The sequence below is a fragment of the Mycobacterium sp. NGS11 genome, from assembly GCF_059813315.1.
This window is the reverse complement of sequence record NZ_JCALEJ010000006.1, coordinates 34,232-51,404: the sequence shown is the minus strand read 5'-3', so window position 1 is coordinate 51,404 and position 17,173 is coordinate 34,232. Positions and strand designations below refer to the sequence as shown.

Here is a 17,173-nt window from a genome sequence, read left to right as displayed (position 1 = left end):
AGGTGCCCGGGGCCCGGCGTCAGCGCTGATAGTTGTTGGCCTGGTGGCCGTTGCGCCCGGCGGGAGGTGGACGGCGGATGGTTTCCGAGCGCCCATCGGCCGGCCGGGGCTGGTCGCGCCGGACCGGCTCGGCGGCGCGGCGACCCGGCTGCAGGTCGGGGCCCAGCAGTCCCGCCACGTCCTGCTGCGCGCGCCGGGGCGGCAGCTCCGCGCGGCCCGCCGGCGCCAACGGCCGGCTCGGTGAGGCGTTGCGCGGACCCGACGGTGCCCCGGCCTCCTGCGGGGCCTCCTCCGGCAGCGGGGGCAGCACCCGCAGCAGGTCGTTGAACTGGCGCACGGTGCGCAATCCCTCGTCCCACTCGGTGCGGGTGCTGGTGATCGGCATGGCCACCAGCGTCCAGTTCTGCTCGTTCCACATGATCTCGGCGCTGTCCGGTGCGGTGTGCGCGAAGGTGACCATGCGGCGGTCGCAGGCGCGCCGGGCGGCGTCGAGATTGGTGGAGTAAACCATCCGCGGCCCGATCGCACCCAACAGCCAAATGTCGCTTTCCCGTGGCTCTTTGAGCCCCTTGAGCCGCAGGTCCACCACGACGTTGGTGCCCACCTTGCGGTGCAGCGCGATGACGGTGGCGACCTCTTCCAGGTCGAAGATGTAGACGGCCTCGCCGCGGATCTGACCCAGCACCACGTTCTGGGCGGCGACGTCGCCGACGGTCGACATCACCCCCCGCTTCCACCGCTTGAGGATGTCGGCTGATTCGTTTTCGTAGTCGAACCCGTGCGACCGGGCCCACGACCTGCGGCGCCTGCTGCGCCCGCGCCGCCGATCGATGTCGACGTACAGCAACACCCCCGCGCCGACAAAGCACAGCGCGGAGAGCGTGAACCAGAGGGGGACCATCCAAAACAGGGTATCTGCTATTGGCCAAGAAGATAGAAGGCGACCAGGTCACAACCCAATCACAGCTGGCACCAGCCACCTATCGCCGGACCGCCGATGGTCCCCCCGGGGGTCAGCCCAGGATCAGCGAGTCGCCGTCCGGGCTGACGTTCACCGGAACGGTGTCGCCGTCGTGCACATCGCCGGCCAACAACATCTTGGCCAGCTGGTCACCGATGGCCTGCTGCACCAGGCGGCGCAGCGGCCGGGCGCCGTAGACCGGGTCGAATCCGCGATGGGCCAGCCACTGCTTGGCCGGCAGCGACACCTCCAGCGTGAGGCGGCGCGCAGCCAGCCGCTTCTGCAGCTGAACCAGCTGGATGTCGACGATCTGCACCAGCTCTCCGGGCTCCAGGCCGTGGAAGATGATCACGTCGTCGAGCCGGTTGATGAACTCCGGCTTGAACGCCGAGCGCACCGCGGCCATCACCTGCTCCTCGCTGCCACCGGATCCCAGGTTGGAGGTCAGGATCAGGATGGTGTTGCGGAAGTCGACGGTGCGGCCCTGCCCGTCGGTCAGCCGGCCCTCATCGAGGACCTGCAGCAGCACGTCGAACACGTCCGGGTGCGCCTTTTCGATCTCGTCGAACAGGATGACGGTGTACGGGCGCCGCCGCACCGCCTCGGTCAGCTGACCGCCCTGGTCGTAGCCGATGTATCCGGGCGGGGCGCCGACCAGCCGGGCCACCGAGTGCTTCTCGCCGTATTCGCTCATGTCGATGCGGACCATCGCGCGCTCGTCGTCGAACAGGAATTCCGCCAGCGCCTTGGCCAGCTCGGTCTTCCCGACGCCGGTCGGGCCGAGGAACATGAACGATCCCGTGGGCCGGTTGGGGTCGGCGACGCCGGCCCGGGAGCGCCGCACGGCGTCCGAGACCGCTGTCACGGCCTTCTTCTGGCCGATGACGCGCCGGCCCAGTTCGTCCTCCATGCGCAGCAGCTTGGCGGTCTCGCCCTCGAGCATCCGTCCGGCCGGGATGCCCGTCCACGCCGACACCACGTCGGCGATGTCGTCGGGACCGACCTCCTCCTTGAGCATCACGTTCTCGCGGGCCTGAGCCTGCGGCAGCGCGGCGTCGAGCTTCTTCTCGACCTCGGGGATGCGCCCGTAGCGCAGCTCGGCGGCCTTGGCCAGGTCGCCGTCGCGCTCGGCGCGCTCGGACTCCCCGCGCAACGTGTCCAGCTGCTCCTTGAGCTCACGCACGACGTCGATGGCGTTCTTCTCGTTCTGCCAGCGGGTGGTGAGCTCGGACAGCTTCTCCTTCTGGTCGGCCAGCTCGGAGCGCAGCTTGTCCAGCCGCTCCTTGGACGCCTCGTCCTCTTCTTTGGCCAGCGCCATCTCCTCGATCTCGAGGCGGCGCACCAACCGCTCGACCTCGTCGATCTCGACGGGCCGCGAGTCGATCTCCATCTTCAAACGCGAAGCGGCCTCGTCGACCAGGTCGATGGCCTTGTCCGGCAGGAAGCGGGCGGTGATGTAGCGGTCGGACAGCGTGGCGGCGGCCACCAGGGCCGAGTCGGTGATGCGCACCCCGTGGTGCACCTCGTAGCGGTCCTTCAGCCCGCGCAGGATGCCGACGGTGTCCTCCACCGAGGGCTCGCCCACCAGCACTTGCTGGAAGCGGCGCTCCAGCGCGGCGTCCTTCTCGATGTACTTGCGGTACTCGTCGAGCGTGGTGGCGCCGACCAGCCGCAGCTCGCCGCGGGCCAGCATCGGCTTGATCATGTTGCCGGCGTCCATCGCGCCCTCGCCGCTCGCTCCGGCGCCGACGATGGTGTGCAGCTCGTCGATGAAGGTGATGATCTGTCCGGCGGAGTTCTTGATGTCGTCGAGGACGGCCTTGAGCCGTTCCTCGAACTCGCCGCGGTACTTCGCCCCGGCCACCATCGATCCCAGGTCCAGGCTGATGACGGTCTTGTCGCGCAGGCTCTCGGGCACATCGCCCGCGACGATGCGCTGGGCCAGGCCCTCCACGATCGCGGTCTTGCCGACGCCGGGCTCACCGATCAGCACCGGGTTGTTCTTGGTGCGACGACTCAAGACCTGCACGACGCGGCGAATCTCGTTGTCCCGCCCGATGACCGGGTCGAGCTTGCCTTCGCGGGCCCGCTCGGTGAGGTCGGTCGAGTACTTCTCCAGCGCCTGATAGGTCGCCTCCGGCTCCGGGCTGGTGACCCGCCCACTGCCGCGCACCTTGACGAACCCGTCGCGCAACGCCTGGGGCGAGGCGCCGTGGCCGGTCAACAGCTTGGCGACATCGGAATCACCGGTGGCCAGCCCCACCAGCAGGTGCTCGGTCGAGACGTATTCGTCGTTCATCTCGGTGGCCAGCTGCTGCGCGGTGGTGACGGCGGCCAGCGACTCGCGCGACAGTTGCGGTTGCGAGCTGGCGCCGCTGGCCTGCGGCAGGCGTTCCACGATGCGCTCGGCTTCGGCGCGAATGGTGGCCGGGTTGACGCCGACGGCCTCGAGCAGCGGAGCCGCGATGCCGTCAGCCTGCGTCAGCAGGGCCATCAGCAGGTGCGCCGGCCGGATCTCGGGGTTGCCGGCGGCCGAGGCCGCCTGCAGCGCCGAAGTCAGCGCCGCTTGGGTCTTGGTGGTCGGGTTGAAAGAGTCCACGACACCTCCGTTCGTAGAAGAAAATGCTTGTCCGCATGTTCAACGCCGTCAAGGTTGAGTCTGTTCCGCTCAACTCTACCGAGTTTTGAGCAATATGCCCTTCGGGGTACCCCGGTACCGATGACGCAGACGACGCAGCCACCTGACCACGCCGACGCCGAGCCCGCCAGACCTCCGCGTCGCGTTCCGCGGGCGTTCTGGCTCGCCGCGATGGCCGCCGGACTGGCGCTCGCGGGCCTGGTCATCGTCGGATTGCACACCGATCTCACCGGCGATAGCCCGTCGACCACCGTGCCTCAAGCCGGCACGCTGCAGGTCAGCGGGACCGGCACCACGAAGACCATCCCCTGTCACGCCGGCTACCTCTCGGTCAGCGGGAAGAACAACACCGTCACCCTCACCGGGCACTGCACCAGCGTCAGCGTCTCCGGCAGCGGGAACCACGTCTCGGTCGACAGCACCGATGCGGTAAACGCGTCGGGCACCGGCAACGTCGTTCTGTACCACTGGGGTTCGCCCAAGATCGACGACGTCGGGACGACCAACATCGTCCGACAGGGCTGAGTCAGCGTCGGCCGAGCCTAGAATCGGGGCCCGTGGGCCTGGAGGACGTCGACGCACTGCGGGTGCTGCGCGATGCCTTCGCATCTGAGGGTGCCGGGCCGGCCGGTGGTTCCGGCGAGCTCGTCCACCGCTTCTACACCCATTGGTTCGCCCTCGACGGCTCGGTACGCGACCTGTTCCCGCCCGAAATGGCCGCCCAGCGGCGAGCTTTCGGCCACGCGATGCACTGGGTGTACGGCGAGCTGATCGCGCGGCGCACGCAGGAGCCGGTGGCCTTCCTGGCCCAACTCGGCCGCGATCACCGCAAATACGGTGTGCTGTCACCGCATTACGAGACGCTGCGGCGGGCGTTGCTGGTGACGCTGCGCGCCCACGTGGGCGCGGCCTGGACCGATGCCCTCGACGAGGCGGCCGTGCAGTCGCTGAACCTGATCACCGGGGTGATGAGCGGCGCCGCCGACGCCGAGGAGGGGCCCGCCTGGTGGGACGGCACCGTGATCGAGCACCTGCGGGTGTCGCGGGATCTGGCGGTGGTCCGGCTGCAGCTCGATCAACCGATGCACTACCACCCCGGCCAATACGTCAACGTCCATGTGCCCCAATGCCCGCACCGCTGGCGGTACCTGAGCCCGGCGATTCCGGCCGACCCGAGCGGCGGGATCGAGTTTCACGTCCGCCTGGTCCCCGGCGGCCTGGTCAGCACCGCGATCGTCAACGAAACGCGCGGCGGCGACCGGTGGCGGCTGTCCAGCCCGCACGGCGGCCTGCGGGTCGACCGCGACGGGGAGGACGTGCTGATGGTCGCCGGCAGCACGGGCCTGGCGCCGCTGCGGGCGCTGATCATGGACCTGTCGCGGTTCGCGGTGAACCCGCGGATACATCTCTTCTTCGGTGCCCGATACCGCTGCGAACTCTACGATCTGCCGACCCTGTGGCAGATCGCCTCGCACAATCCGTGGCTGTCGGTATCGCCGGTCTCGGAGTACAACAGCGACCCGTTGTGGGCCGCCGACTATCCCGACGTCACGCCGCCGCGTGGCCTGCACGTGCACCAGATCGGGCGGCTGCCCGACGTGGTGACCAAGTACGGCGCCTGGGGTGACCGGCAGATCCTGGTGTGCGGCGGGCCGGCGATGGTCAACGCCACCAAGGCCGCGCTGACCGCCAAAGGTGCTCCGCCCCAACACATTCAGCATGACCCGTTATGGAGGTAGCCATGCACATCGTCACCCTGCGCGATCCCTCGGCCCCGCTGGTCGCCCAGTTCGTCCCCGGGGCGGGGATGATCGGCACGTCGCTGCGCGACGCCGGCGTCGAGCTGCTGGGCCAGCGCCGCGGCCTGGACGCCTACATCTCCGACGGCAAGACGATGGGCATCCCGATTCTGTATCCGTGGGCGAATCGGCTGGGCGAGAACACCTATACCGCGCAGGACGTCACGGTCACCCTGACGCCGGGGGAAAACGGCGTGCGTGCCGACCCCAACGGGCTACCCATCCATGGGGTCTTGGCCGCCTACCCCGGGTGGCGGGTGACGGCCGAGAACGCTGAGGAGCTGACCGCCGAACTGAATTTCGGCGCCGATCCCCGACTGCTGGCCAGCTTCCCGTACCCGCATGTGCTGGAGGTGACGGCGCGGCTGAGCAACCGGACGCTGACGGTTCGGACCACGGTCACGGCGACGGGCGACCGGGCGGTGCCGCTGTGCTTCGGGTTTCATCCCTACCTGCAACTGCCCGACGCCCCGCGGACCGACTGGGTCATCGAGACACCCCCGTTGCGGCATCTGGGGCTCGACGACAAGGGCCTGCCGACCGGTGTTTCCGAGTCGCAGCCGGCGCGCCGAGAAGCATTGGGCGACAACACTTTCGACGACGCTTACGACCAGGTCGCCGAAGGCGCGGTGTTCGCGGTGTCCGGCGGCGGGCGGCGCATCGAGGTGCATTTCGAGCAGGGCTACCCGGCTGCGCAGATTTTCGCGCCGGCGCCCGACGACCCCACGAAGACCATCGTGTGCTTCGAGCCCATGACCGCACCCACCGACGCGTTGCGCCGGGGCGACTACCGCTGCGCGCGCCCGGGCGAACCGGCGGTCACGCAGTTTTCGATCCGGGTGTGATCAGCGTCCCCGCCGCGGTTGCCACACCACCAGCGCGGTGCTCTTGGGCACCACCGCCACATCGCGGCGCTGGCTGACCCGCGTCTGCGCCAGCTCCTCGGTCAATTCCTTGACCCGGGCCTGCAGCGCCTCGACCTGATTGGTCAGCTCGATGATCCGCTTGATGCCGGCGAGGTTGACCCCCTCGTCTTGGGAGAGCCGTTGCACCTCACGCAGCAGGTCGACGTCGTGCTCCGAATACCGCCGTCCCCCACCGGAAGTCCGGCGCGGGCTGACCAGGCCGAGCCGGTCGTAGGTGCGCAGCGTTTGGGCGTGCATGCCGGCCAGCTCGGCGGCCACCGAGATCAAAAAGGTCCGCGCGTCCTCTTTTCGTGAATTGCTCGAACCCTTGGCCATCAGCGATTACCCGCCCATCCGGCCCGCGGATCGAAGCCGCTGGAACGCTCCGCGGCGGCGTAGGCCTCCAGCGCCTCCTGGGCGGCACCCTCCACATTGGGTGGTACGGCGACCTTTACGGTCACCAGCAAGTCGCCGTTGCCGCCGCTGCGCTTGGGCACACCGCGTCCGCGCACCCGCAGGATCCGACCGTCGGCCGTGCCCTTGGGCACCCGCACACCGACTTTGCCGTCCAGCGTGGGCACCGAAATGGTTGAGCCCAAGGCCAACTCGGTGAAGCTGACCGGAACCGTCACCGTGAGGTCGTCGCCGTCGCGTCCGAACACCTTGTCCGGGCGCACATGCACGGTCACGTACAGGTCACCCGACGGCGCACCGCGTAAACCCGCCTCGCCCTGGCCGGGCAGCCGAATCCGTTGTCCGTCTTCGACGCCCGGCGGGATCCGCACGTTGATGGTGCGCGTGCGGGTGGTGACGCCGGTGCCCTTGCACTCGTCGCAGGGGTGCTCGATGATCGAGCCGCTGCCCCGGCAGTCGGTGCACGGTTCGGAGAAGCCGAACGCGCCCTGGTTGCGGTTGATCACGCCGGAGCCGTTGCAGGTGGGGCACACCTTCGGGCTGGTGCCCGGCCGCGCGCCACTGCCGTGGCAGTTGGTGCACGGTGCCGGGCTGGTCAGCCGCAGCGGCATCGCCACGCCCTTGGCCGCCTCGACGAAATCCAGCTGGGTTTCGGTCTCGAGGTCGTTGCCGCGGCGCGGCCGGCTGGGACGGGCGCCCGAACCGCGCCCGAACAACCCGCCGAACAGGTCACCGATGTTGGTGCCGCCGCTTCGGCCGGCGGCATCGAACAAATCGTTGAGGTTGAACTCAGCGCCGTCACCGCCGACGTTGAAGCCCCCGAACCCGCCGCCGTCGAACCGGCGCCCGCCGAAACCACCGCCGGCGAACAGCCTTCGGGTTTCGTCGTATTCCTTGCGCTTGGCCGGATCCGACAAGACGTTGTGCGCCTCGGAAACGGCTTTGAAGCGTTCGCCGGCGGCCGGGTTGTCGGGGTTGGCGTCAGGGTGCAGATCGCGCGCCAACTTGCGATAGGCGCGTTTGATCTCTTCGGGGCTGGCGTCGGAGGAGACGCCCAGCTCCTTATAGAAGTCCTTTTCGACCCATTCGCGCTGGGCCATGTCGCGTCACCCCCTCACCTTTCGTTTGTTGTGCTGATTGTGTGGTCTAGTCACCGGATGTGCCGGCGTTATCGTCCGATTCGGCCGGCCCGGTTTCCCCGGCCGCCGCGGCCGACTCACCGGTCCCGGCGTCGCCCTCGTCGTCGACCGTGTCGACGACGCCGACCAGAGCGTGGCGCAGCACCTGATCGCCCAGTTTGTAGCCCTGTCGCATGACGGTGCCGATCACCGGCCGGGAGCCGTCACCTTCGTGCTGGACGGCTTCGTGCAGCACCGGGTCGAAGTCCTCGCCCTCCTGGCCGAACGCCGACAGGCCGAGGCCGGTCAACGCGCTTTCCAGTTTGTCGGCCACCGACTTCAGCGGTCCGGACTCCAGGTCGCCGTGCTTGCGCGCCCGGTCGAGATCGTCCAGCACGCCCAGCAATTGGTTGACAACCGCGGCCTTGGCCCGATCCGCCGCGGCCTGCTGGTCGCGCAGCGCCCGCTTGCGGTAGTTCGCGAAGTCGGCCTGCACCCGTTGCAGATCGGCGGTGAGCTCGGCGACTTTGCCGTCGCCCTGGTCCGCTGGCTCGGCGGCCGGCGCCCCTCCCGGCGCGTCGCCGGGAGGGACCTGCCGCACTTCACCGGTCTGCGGATCGATTCGCCGCTTGTCGGTGACCGTCACCTGTTCTTGTGGGTTGCTTTCCGTCACTTGGACTCCCGGTCATCGTCGACCACCTCCGCGTCCACGACGTCGTCAGCGGAGCCAGACCCGTCGCCGGCCGCACCGCCGCCGGCCTGCTCGCCGGCGGCCTGGGTGGCCTCGTAGATCGCCTGTCCGAGCGCCTGGGATTCCTGGCCCAGCTTCTCCATCGCCGCCTTGATCGCGGTGATGTCGGTGCCGGCGAGGGCCGACTTGGCCTCGGCGATCGCGGCGTCGACCTTGGACAGTGTGTCCTCGGGGACCTTCGAACCGCCCTCGGCTTCGCGCTGCTCCTTGACGAACTTCTCCGTCTGGTAGACCAGCGATTCGGCCTGGTTGCGGACGTCGGCCTCTTCGCGACGCTGACGGTCCTCCTCGGCGTGCGCCTCGGCGTCCTTGATCATCCGGTCGATCTCCTCCTTGGACAGGCCGGAGCCCTCCTGGATCTTGATCGTGTTCTCCTTGCCGGTGCCCTTGTCCTTGGCCGTGACGTGCACGATGCCGTTGGCGTCGATGTCGAAGGTGACCTCGATCTGCGGGACGCCGCGCGGAGCCGGCGGGATGCCGGTCAGCTCGAATGAGCCGAGCAGCTTGTTGTGCGAAGCGATTTCGCGCTCACCCTGATAGACCTGGATCTGCACCGACGGCTGATTGTCGTCGGCCGTGGTGAAGGTCTCCGACCGCTTGGTGGGGATGGTGGTGTTGCGTTCGATGAGCTTGGTCATCACGCCACCCTTGGTCTCGATACCCAGGCTCAGCGGCGTAACGTCAAGCAGCAGAACGTCTTTCACCTCGCCCTTCAGCACACCGGCCTGCAGGGCAGCGCCCACGGCGACAACCTCGTCGGGGTTGACGCCCTTGTTGGGCTCCTTGCCCCCGGTGAGCTCCTTGACCAGCTCGGTCACCGCGGGCATGCGGGTGGAACCACCCACCAGCACCACGTGGTCGATCTCGGAGACCGAGATGCCGGCGTCCTTGATCACGGACTGGAAGGGCTTGCGGGTGCGGTCCAGCAGATCCTGTGTGATGCGCTGGAATTCGGCGCGGGTCAGCTGCTCGTCGAGGAACAGCGGGTTCTTGTCCGCGTCGACGGTGATGTAAGGCAGGTTGATCGAGGTGCTCTGCGAACTCGACAGCTCGATCTTGGCCTTCTCGGCGGCCTCACGCAGCCGCTGCATCGCCATCTTGTCCTTGGTCAGGTCAATTCCGCTGGTGCCCTTGAACTTATCGACCAGCCACTCGACGACGCGGTCGTCCCAGTCGTCCCCGCCGAGGTGGTTGTCACCACTGGTTGCGCGGACCTCGACCACACCCTCGCCGATTTCGAGCAGCGAGACGTCGAAGGTACCGCCACCGAGGTCGAAGACCAGGATGGTCTGTTCCTTCTCGCCCTTGTCCAGGCCGTAGGCCAGCGCGGCCGCGGTCGGCTCGTTGACGATGCGCAGCACGTTCAGGCCGGCGATCTGGCCGGCTTCCTTGGTCGCCTGACGCTGTGCGTCGTTGAAGTACGCGGGCACGGTGACGACGGCGTCGGTGACGTCCTCGCCCAGGTATGCCTCGGCGTCGCGCTTCAACTTCATCAGCACGCGGGCGCTGATCTCCTGAGCGGTGTATTTCTTGTCATCGATCTCGACGGACCAATCGGTGCCCATGTGCCGCTTGACCGAACGGATGGTGCGGTCGACGTTGGTGACAGCCTGGTTCTTGGCGGGCTGGCCGACGAGCACCTCGCCGTTGCGCGCGAAGGCGACGATGGACGGCGTCGTCCGCGAACCCTCGGAGTTGGCGACGACGACAGGGTCGCCCCCCTCGAGAACTGCGACGACGGAGTTGGTGGTCCCGAGGTCGATACCGACCGCACGAGCCATAGTGATTCCTCCTGAATGTGTAGAGCTTGTTTGGTGCCACTATGCTGAGTGAACCCCGCTCAAGCCTGCCCCTGGGGCCGGTGGGCTGTCAACCCAGCATTGAGTGCGGTTCGCTCAACTTGTCGTTCATGTTAACGGCGGTCCGTCCCGCCTTGTTCCCGGGGGTGGCAAAAAACTTCGGCGCTGCCGAGGATCGGCGGTCACGCGGAGATAAACCCCGGCCATCGGCTCTGCATCGATCGTCGCGTCGGGGCAGCTAGGTCCGCTTCTCGGTGCGTAACCTAAGTGCCGCTATTCGAATCGTCTGGGGAGCGGCGGGTGCGGTTTTCGGAGAATGGGCGGCGGAGCCTGGCCGGTGGTTCGCTGCTGCTCGTGGCCCTGCTGGCCGGTACGGAGCCGCTCTCGGGCTGCAGCTCCATCATCGGGGGCCGCCCGGTGGCGTCGCCGGGAGCCGGGCCCACCGAGCCGTCTTTCCCCACGCCCCGATCCACCCCGCCGTCGGCCACCGCCGCCCCGGCCCCCGGCCCTGGCCCGTCCGCCGCGCCGGCGAACCCGACCACTCCGGCGGGCGCCATCCCGCTGCCACCCGACCAGAACGGTTACGTCTTCATCGAGACGAAATCCGGCGTGACGCGCTGCCAGATCAACAAGGACACCGTCGGCTGCGAGGCACCGTTCACCAACTCCCCGCTGCAGGACGGTGAGCACGCCAACGGCGTCAGCATCAACACCGGCGGCAAGGTGCAGTGGGTGCTGGGCAACCTGGGGGCCATCCCGACGGTCACCATCGACTACAAGACCTACGCGGCGCAGGGCTGGACGATCGTCGCCAACGCCGACGGCACCCGCTTCACGAACGACCAGACCAAGCACGGCATGTTCGTGAGCGTCGAGAAGGTCAGCACCTTCTGAGCGGGCTCCATCGCGGGAGCCCGAGCGCGCGTGAATTGATTGCCAACCCGGCGTCGGTAATCTTGCCGATGAGCTCGGGAGGGGGCGGCGATGCTTGTCGGTGCCGGTAGGCAGGGGTCGGTTTCCCAGGCGCCCCGCGCACTGCCCGCCACCTCCGGAACCGGGTGGATCCGAAGTCGGGCGAGCACCTGACGATCTCATGCAACTGCGATACCTGAGCATCCCGGCGCTGATCGGCGCGGCCGGCGGCGACCCATGGGCGATCAATGCCAGCCTGCAAGCCGGCAGCCCGCTGCAGATTTCCAATCTTGCCCAGGCATTTCTTCGCGCGGGCCGGTGCACGACGGAGGCCAGCAACGCGTTCGAGCAGGCCCGTACCCGCTTCGAAGCCGCCTGGAATCACCAGGACGGCGGTCATCCGATCAACGACTCCGACGAAGTTCAGCGGGTGACGAAAGCGCTTGGGGCGCAGTCCCTGCAGATACCGAAGATCGGTGCGGACCTGGAGAACATCGCCGCGACGCTGGCCGAGGCGCAGAAAGCCGCGGCCGGTCAGATCGCGTCGCTGGAAGCAAGGCTGCAAGAGCTCGACGATTTGATCGGCGAAGCCGACGAGATGGAGGACGACGAGGACCTCAGCCAGGCCGATTTCGATGCGCTGGAGGCGTTTATCGCCACATGCGAAGACGATGCCGTCCGGGCAACCAAGTCGGCGCTGGGCCAGCTGCAGGCGACACGCGACGGTTACTCCAAGTCGTTTCAGGACGCGATGGGGACTCTGCACGCGGACGGATACGACGCTCCCGGTGCCGGGCCGGCACCCGGTCAGCCGGCAGCCGGCCCGGCACCCGGCCAACCCGGCGGGGGTCCCGGCCCGGCGCCACCCGGCCAACCCGGCGGGGGTCCCGCATTGACCCCGTCACCGGGGGAAGTGGCGATCGGGAGCGCGGGTGCGATCGCCGGCGGTACCGCCGACGGTGTGCGTCAGACGACGCTCAACCTGCTCGCCGAGTCCCCGGGTACGGGTCCCGGCAAGGCTGATCCGTGGCTGTTGAAGTGGTTCGAGGATCCCAAGGTCGCCGGAGTTGAACTCCCGGGATTCACCCGTATCGGCGGGGTGGTTGGGGTGGCCAGCGCGGTGCCCGCCGTCCTGTCCGACATCCATGACGGAAACTCGGTGCCAGAGGCCATAACCCGCGAGACTGCTGGTGTCGCCGCCGGGCTGGCCGCGGGCGCAGAAACTGGCGCGCTGATCGGTTCGGTCGTTCCCGGTGCCGGGACCGCGGTCGGTCTGGTGGCAGGCGCCGTCGTGGGAGCGGGCGCCGCCTGGGTGGCGTCCAAAGCAGTCGAAGTGTCCTGGGAGCCGGTCGCCGATGCCGTCGGCAGCGCGGTGCACGGCGTGGAATCCGTCTTCGGGTTCGGGTAGGAGCGACTTCGATGCGATTCGATGACTTCGTGCAGGAGCACAGCCTGGCTGTGTACCCGGTCGATCGATTTGCCGGGTTTGTGGTTGAGGTGGGAGTACCACCGGGTTGGGAACCCTTCGACTCGGCTATCGGGGCGTGGGTGTGGGCCTGGCGCAACGACCCGTGCATCGAAGTGTTTTGCGCTAACGCGGTGTTGACGATGCATCGCGTCGAGGCTGCTTTGGACCCAGCCGGCGTTTTCGCGATGTTGGTCGAACAGCAGTTGCAGGCGGCGCCGGGCTGTCGAGAGCAAAGCCGCGAACTGGGTGCGGCCACCGAAGGTGCCGGCGTCACGGGGTTGCTCGCAATGAAGATCGCACATGAACTCGGCACGATCGACAGCGAGTCGAAGTCCCGGATCATCACGACGGAGCACGAGACGTTGATTGCGCAACTCACGATGACGGCCCTCACCGATTCGCTGGTGGACCGGGCACACATCTGGCTGAAGGCCGTTCCGGGGCCGGTGGTAAGTCCAGCGCTCGCGGGTCACCGCGCCCCGCTGACCGGAAATACGAAAGGGCTCTGATGGCCGATAGCGGGAAGAGAGGCCGTTGGCGGCGGATGCTGCGCTACGCCATAGGTGGCGCCCTGTGCCTGCTGGCGGTCATTAACGTGCTGGTCGGAGCGCCATGGTCCCTAGCTCTCGGCGGCGCTGTGACCGGCGGAATCATCCTCATCGGTCACCGCCGGATCTTTCGCGCCGGGGTCAGCCGAACTGGTGACGAGATCGTCTGCCGCTACATTCCCTGGTACGAGGGCAATGCCTACAGCGCGTTAGTGCTCCTCCCGCTGATGGGGGTTGCCATGGTGGCCCTGGGGCTCGCACCCGGCAATCCGAGATGGCTGCTGTACGGCGGCGTCATCCTCCTGGCGGGTGTGACCCCGCTGTCCCTCTGGGGCATCGTTCGTATGTGGCTGCGTTCTCTTCTCTGCTTTAGCCCGTCGATGTTGACCGTGCGGTTGGCCGAGCGTGGGAGCCAGTTGACCGAAATTCGGCGTGAGCTGGTTGCGTCGATCGAGCCCAAGCTCGTCCCGCTGCCGCCGCGTGCTCAGTCGTTGCAAGTCGCAATCGCTTACCGCCCCGCGGAGATCGGCGACGGCACTACCAAGACGGTGCTGCTCGGCCTGCGGCTGACGGTTCAACCGGTCAACCTGCTCAACGCACTCATCGCCTGGCGAGACGGCGCCCGCGACGACCCGGGCGAGCTGCTGGATCGCATCGAAGGGATTCTCCGAGGCCGCTCAACGCCCGGCGTGTGACGGGACCGATCAGAGCTTGGAGCCCAGCCCCGCGATCAGATTGATCGTCACCGCCAGGACCACCGCCCCGAGCAGGTAGGACACCAACGCATGGCGCAGGACCGTCGCCCGGATCGAGGCCAGCCCGATCTCGGTGTCCGACACCTGGTACGTCATGCCGACGGTGAATGCGAGATAGGCGAAATCCCGGAAGCGTGGCGGCTCGGGATCGTGAAAGTTGATGCCACCCGGGTCATCCGAGTAGTAGAGCCGCGCGTAGTGCACGGAGTACAGCGTGTGCACGGCGACCCAGGACGCGGCGACGGTCAGGACGCCGACGACGGCGGCGGCCAGGGCTTCGTGGCCCGAGCGTGAGCCCGCGGCCACCACGTAGCCGACGCCGCCCAGGCTCGCGACGCTCGCCGACAGGATGACGGCGTCGGCGACCCATCGGGTGGGGTCCTCCCGCGTTGCCCAGCGGCAGGTCTGCTCGGCATCCATGCCGAGCAGGGTGAGGTGCGTCCATGCCGCATACATTCCGGCGGTGGCGATCCAGCCGGCCAGCGCATAACGCCATCCGGCGGTGTTGCCGACCACGACGGCGACCGCCACTCCGAGGGCCACGCAGACCGATATCCGAACCGCGACCGTGTCTCGCAACAACTTCACCAGGGAATCCACGACCTCGACCTAACCACTACACGGGCCGGCATCAGCAGATTGGCAGGTGCGGTTAGTACCATCGGTGCCGTGGCATCCAATGGCCCACGCGACGACTTCCACAACCAGCCGACCCAGCATGGCGAGTTCGGCGCACCCGAACAGCCGCCGACCGGCCAGGTTCCGTCCTCCGGTCCGCCGCCGAACCCGCCCCGGGAGCCCGAGGGGCCCGGCGATGTCGACCCGTTTGACCAGGAGACCGAGCCCACTCCCTGGTACCGCAAGCCCGCGATGCTGATCGCCTGGCTGATCTCCGTCGTCGTCCTGATCGCGTTGATCGTCTTCGGAGTCATCGAGCTCACTCACGGACAGCAGACCGTCAACCACGTCCCGAAGACGACGACGAGCACGACGACCACCACCACGACGACCCCGACCACCACGTCCTCGCCCAGCAGCGAAGAGTCACCGACGCAAGAGCCACCGGCGCAGCCGCCGCAACAGCAACCCACGGGCGGGCAGACGCAGCAGCCGTCGCATCACCACCATTTGCCGCAGCTGCCGCCGGTGATCACCGTTCCGGGGGTGCCGAATCCGGTCACGGTGCCCCCCGGGCTGCGGTAGCGAGTCGGTGGCAGCCTCGATCACGGTTGCGCCGCGCAGCGCGGGCGAAGCCCTACACTCGCTGCAATCCACGGTCGCTGCGGTGAGGGCGACCGCGCGAGGGCAACGGGACAACTGACACAGGGGTGCAGCAGATGAGCGAATCGCTCGGGCTATCGATCGGGGTGGCCAACCTGGTCGCCGCCCGCGCGGGCAGCGCTCCGATAACCCGCAGCTCGGTGGTCACCCTGTTCGAACAGCGACCTACCGAAGTCGGCCTGCCGGAAGAGAATCCGAATCTGACCGAACCCGGACTGGTGCTGCGGGGATTCGTCGAACGCGTCGGCGACCGCGCGCCATTGGTGGCGGCCGACGGCACCAAATACCTCGGCGCGGCGCTGACGGTCGAGGCGATCGAGGCCATGGCTCGCGCGGTCGGCTACGGGACACCGATCACCATCGCGGTGCCCGCCTACTGGTCCCACGACCAGTTCACGGCGCTGCGTGAGGAGTTCTTCGCGCAGTCGGACCTGGCGCGCGGCGGGGTGGCGCCCATGCTGGTTTCCGATGCCACTGCCGCGCTCGCGGCGCTGCGCGGCACGCCGGGCTTCAGGGCCGACGGCGTTATCGCCTTGTGCGACTTCGGCGCGGGCGGCACCACCGTCACGTTGATGGACGCCAAGGCCGGCTTTGCGTCCGTCGGCCCGGCCGCGCGGTACACCGATTTCTCCGGCGACGCGATCGATCAGCTCATCCTGGACCACCTGCTGGCCTCCGACGTCAGCACCGCCATGCTGGGCGGCACCGCGCGGGTCGGCCCGCAGGCCCGCCTGCTCGGCGCATGCCGGCGCGCCAAGGAGCAGCTGTCGACGGCCGCGGTGAGTACGATCGCCGGGGCTTCCGGTGAGGGTGCCCAGCTCTCCCGCACCGAATTCGACCAACTGCTCTCCGCGCCGCTGGACCGGTTCCTCTCATTTGTCGAGGAGTCGTTGCGCCGCAACGCGATTCCGAACGCAGGGCTGAGCGCCGTGGCGATAGCCGGCGGCGGTGCGAACATCCCGTTGCTCAAAGCGCGCTTGTCGCAGCGCTTCGGGGTGCCGGTGCACAGCACCGTGCAGCCGGCGCTCAGCGCCGCCCTCGGCGCGGCGGTGCTCGGCCCGCACTATACGTCGGGAGGAGCTCCGACCGCCGCGGCCGCCGCCGTGGAAACACCGACCGAACTGGTCGGCACCGCCGGGCTCGACATGACCCAGGCCGCATGGGGGGCCCAGGCCACCGACGTGGACGACGCCCTGGCGTGGTCGCAGGACGCCGACAACGACGAGCCGGTGCCCTATACCGGACGCGACGCCACCGGCGAATATGCCAACGAGGCAAGGGAATTCGACGGCGCGACCGGCAGCCGCTACGCTGCCCCCCAGGCGCGACTGCCCTGGTACAAACGCACGGCGCTGGTGTTGAGCGTGGCGGGGGCGGCCGCGGCGGTGCTGGTGGCCCTGATCCTGGCGATCAACCTGTTGTCGACCAAGTCAACGCCGGTCAGTCCCACGTCGCCGCCTACCCAGCCCCCGCAAACGGTGACCATCACCGGGCCGAACGACAGCACCACCGTCACCGTGATCCCGGCGCCGCCGCCGTCCACCGAGCCGTCGGCCACCACCACGACGCCGGGGCCGGCGCCGTCGACGACGACGACCACCACCACGGCGCCGCCGAGCACGACCACAACCACGACCGCCGCGCCCACCACGACGTCGCAGGCGCCCACCACAACGTCGCAGACGGCCACCACCGCCGCGCCGACGACCACGCGCGGGTGGCCCCTGCCGCCCATCTTCGGGCGCTGACGCACCAGACACGGATGGCCGCCAAGCGGTGGCCGTCGAAGGGCCATTCAGCGAAGCATGGTGGCGCTCATCACTT

15 protein-coding genes and 1 pseudogene are annotated in these 17,173 nt (G+C 68.4%); 9 read left to right on the top strand and 7 right to left on the bottom strand.

The window, feature by feature from the left end; all coding sequences use genetic code 11:
• Positions 1–19: 19 nt before the first annotated feature.
• Positions 20–901, bottom strand: coding sequence for a trehalose monomycolate transport factor TtfA (gene ttfA / locus AC5Y4T_RS10285; RefSeq protein ID WP_499917887.1), 882 nt, complete (start codon positions 899–901; stop codon positions 20–22).
• A 112-nt stretch (positions 902–1,013) separates the two neighbouring features.
• A complete protein-coding gene (gene clpB / locus AC5Y4T_RS10280; RefSeq protein ID WP_499952926.1) occupies positions 1,014–3,560 on the bottom strand; it encodes an ATP-dependent chaperone ClpB in 2,547 nt (848 codons plus the stop codon).
• Positions 3,561–3,680: 120 nt separating this feature from the next.
• Between clpB and AC5Y4T_RS10275 the strand changes: the two genes are divergently transcribed.
• Genes AC5Y4T_RS10275 through AC5Y4T_RS10265 form a run of 3 tightly spaced genes read left to right on the top strand, consistent with a single transcriptional unit; the run spans position 3,681 to position 6,243 of the window.
• On the top strand, positions 3,681–4,124 hold the full coding sequence (locus tag AC5Y4T_RS10275) for a DUF3060 domain-containing protein (protein WP_499952925.1): 444 nt from the start codon (positions 3,681–3,683) through the stop codon (positions 4,122–4,124).
• A 32-nt stretch (positions 4,125–4,156) separates the two neighbouring features.
• The gene (locus AC5Y4T_RS10270) at positions 4,157–5,338 is read left to right on the top strand and encodes an FAD-binding oxidoreductase (RefSeq protein ID WP_499952924.1); all 1,182 of its coding nucleotides are present in this window, start codon (positions 4,157–4,159) and stop codon (positions 5,336–5,338) included.
• A 2-nt stretch (positions 5,339–5,340) separates the two neighbouring features.
• Positions 5,341–6,243 carry an aldose 1-epimerase gene (locus tag AC5Y4T_RS10265; RefSeq protein ID WP_499952923.1) on the top strand — a complete coding sequence of 301 codons (903 nt, stop codon included), beginning with the start codon at positions 5,341–5,343 and terminating at the stop codon, positions 6,241–6,243.
• On the opposite strand, the gene AC5Y4T_RS10260 is transcribed toward AC5Y4T_RS10265, so the two are convergent.
• From AC5Y4T_RS10260 to dnaK, 4 genes are read right to left on the bottom strand one after another with little or no spacing between them, the layout of a single operon-like run.
• A complete protein-coding gene (locus AC5Y4T_RS10260) occupies positions 6,244–6,639 on the bottom strand; it encodes a heat shock protein transcriptional repressor HspR (RefSeq protein ID WP_067358310.1) in 396 nt (131 codons plus the stop codon). It abuts the gene before it with no gap.
• Positions 6,639–7,817 (bottom strand): molecular chaperone DnaJ, encoded by a 1,179-nt coding sequence (gene dnaJ / locus AC5Y4T_RS10255; RefSeq protein ID WP_499917881.1) that lies wholly within the window; start codon positions 7,815–7,817, stop codon positions 6,639–6,641. The genes AC5Y4T_RS10260 and dnaJ overlap by 1 nt, the downstream gene beginning before the upstream one ends.
• Positions 7,818–7,863: 46 nt before the next feature.
• Entirely contained in the window at positions 7,864–8,508 is a 645-nt protein-coding gene (gene grpE, locus AC5Y4T_RS10250; protein WP_499948134.1) for a nucleotide exchange factor GrpE, read from the bottom strand.
• Positions 8,505–10,367 carry a molecular chaperone DnaK gene (gene dnaK, locus AC5Y4T_RS10245; RefSeq protein WP_499952922.1) on the bottom strand — a complete coding sequence of 621 codons (1,863 nt, stop codon included), beginning with the start codon at positions 10,365–10,367 and terminating at the stop codon, positions 8,505–8,507. Before dnaK ends, grpE begins: the two co-directional genes overlap by 4 nt.
• 318 nt (positions 10,368–10,685) lie before the next feature.
• On the opposite strand from dnaK, the gene AC5Y4T_RS10240 reads away from it, so the two are divergent.
• From AC5Y4T_RS10240 to AC5Y4T_RS10225, 4 genes and pseudogenes are all read left to right on the top strand, one after another.
• Complete coding sequence (locus tag AC5Y4T_RS10240) at positions 10,686–11,279, top strand: hypothetical protein (protein WP_499952921.1); 594 nt, start codon at positions 10,686–10,688, stop codon at positions 11,277–11,279.
• A gap of 199 nt (positions 11,280–11,478) precedes the next feature.
• Positions 11,479–12,138: pseudogene (locus AC5Y4T_RS10235) on the top strand (putative alpha/beta hydrolase); the annotation flags it as partial.
• Positions 12,139–12,716: 578 nt separating this feature from the next.
• Positions 12,717–13,274, top strand: a complete 558-nt coding sequence (locus AC5Y4T_RS10230; RefSeq protein ID WP_499952920.1) for a hypothetical protein — start codon at positions 12,717–12,719, stop codon at positions 13,272–13,274.
• Positions 13,274–14,008: a hypothetical protein gene (locus AC5Y4T_RS10225; protein ID WP_499952919.1), complete on the top strand. Its 735-nt coding sequence runs from the start codon at positions 13,274–13,276 to the stop codon at positions 14,006–14,008. Before AC5Y4T_RS10230 ends, AC5Y4T_RS10225 begins: the two co-directional genes overlap by 1 nt.
• 9 nt (positions 14,009–14,017) lie before the next feature.
• Here AC5Y4T_RS10225 and AC5Y4T_RS10220 read toward each other — a convergent pair whose 3' ends face one another.
• A complete protein-coding gene (locus AC5Y4T_RS10220) occupies positions 14,018–14,668 on the bottom strand; it encodes a DUF1345 domain-containing protein (protein WP_499917874.1) in 651 nt (216 codons plus the stop codon).
• Positions 14,669–14,737: 69 nt separating this feature from the next.
• On the opposite strand from AC5Y4T_RS10220, the gene AC5Y4T_RS10215 reads away from it, so the two are divergent.
• Both AC5Y4T_RS10215 and AC5Y4T_RS10210 read left to right on the top strand, forming a co-directional pair.
• Positions 14,738–15,271: a hypothetical protein gene (locus AC5Y4T_RS10215; RefSeq protein WP_499952918.1), complete on the top strand. Its 534-nt coding sequence runs from the start codon at positions 14,738–14,740 to the stop codon at positions 15,269–15,271.
• A gap of 134 nt (positions 15,272–15,405) precedes the next feature.
• Positions 15,406–17,097 (top strand): Hsp70 family protein, encoded by a 1,692-nt coding sequence (locus tag AC5Y4T_RS10210; RefSeq protein WP_499952917.1) that lies wholly within the window; start codon positions 15,406–15,408, stop codon positions 17,095–17,097.
• Positions 17,098–17,173 lie beyond the last annotated feature (76 nt).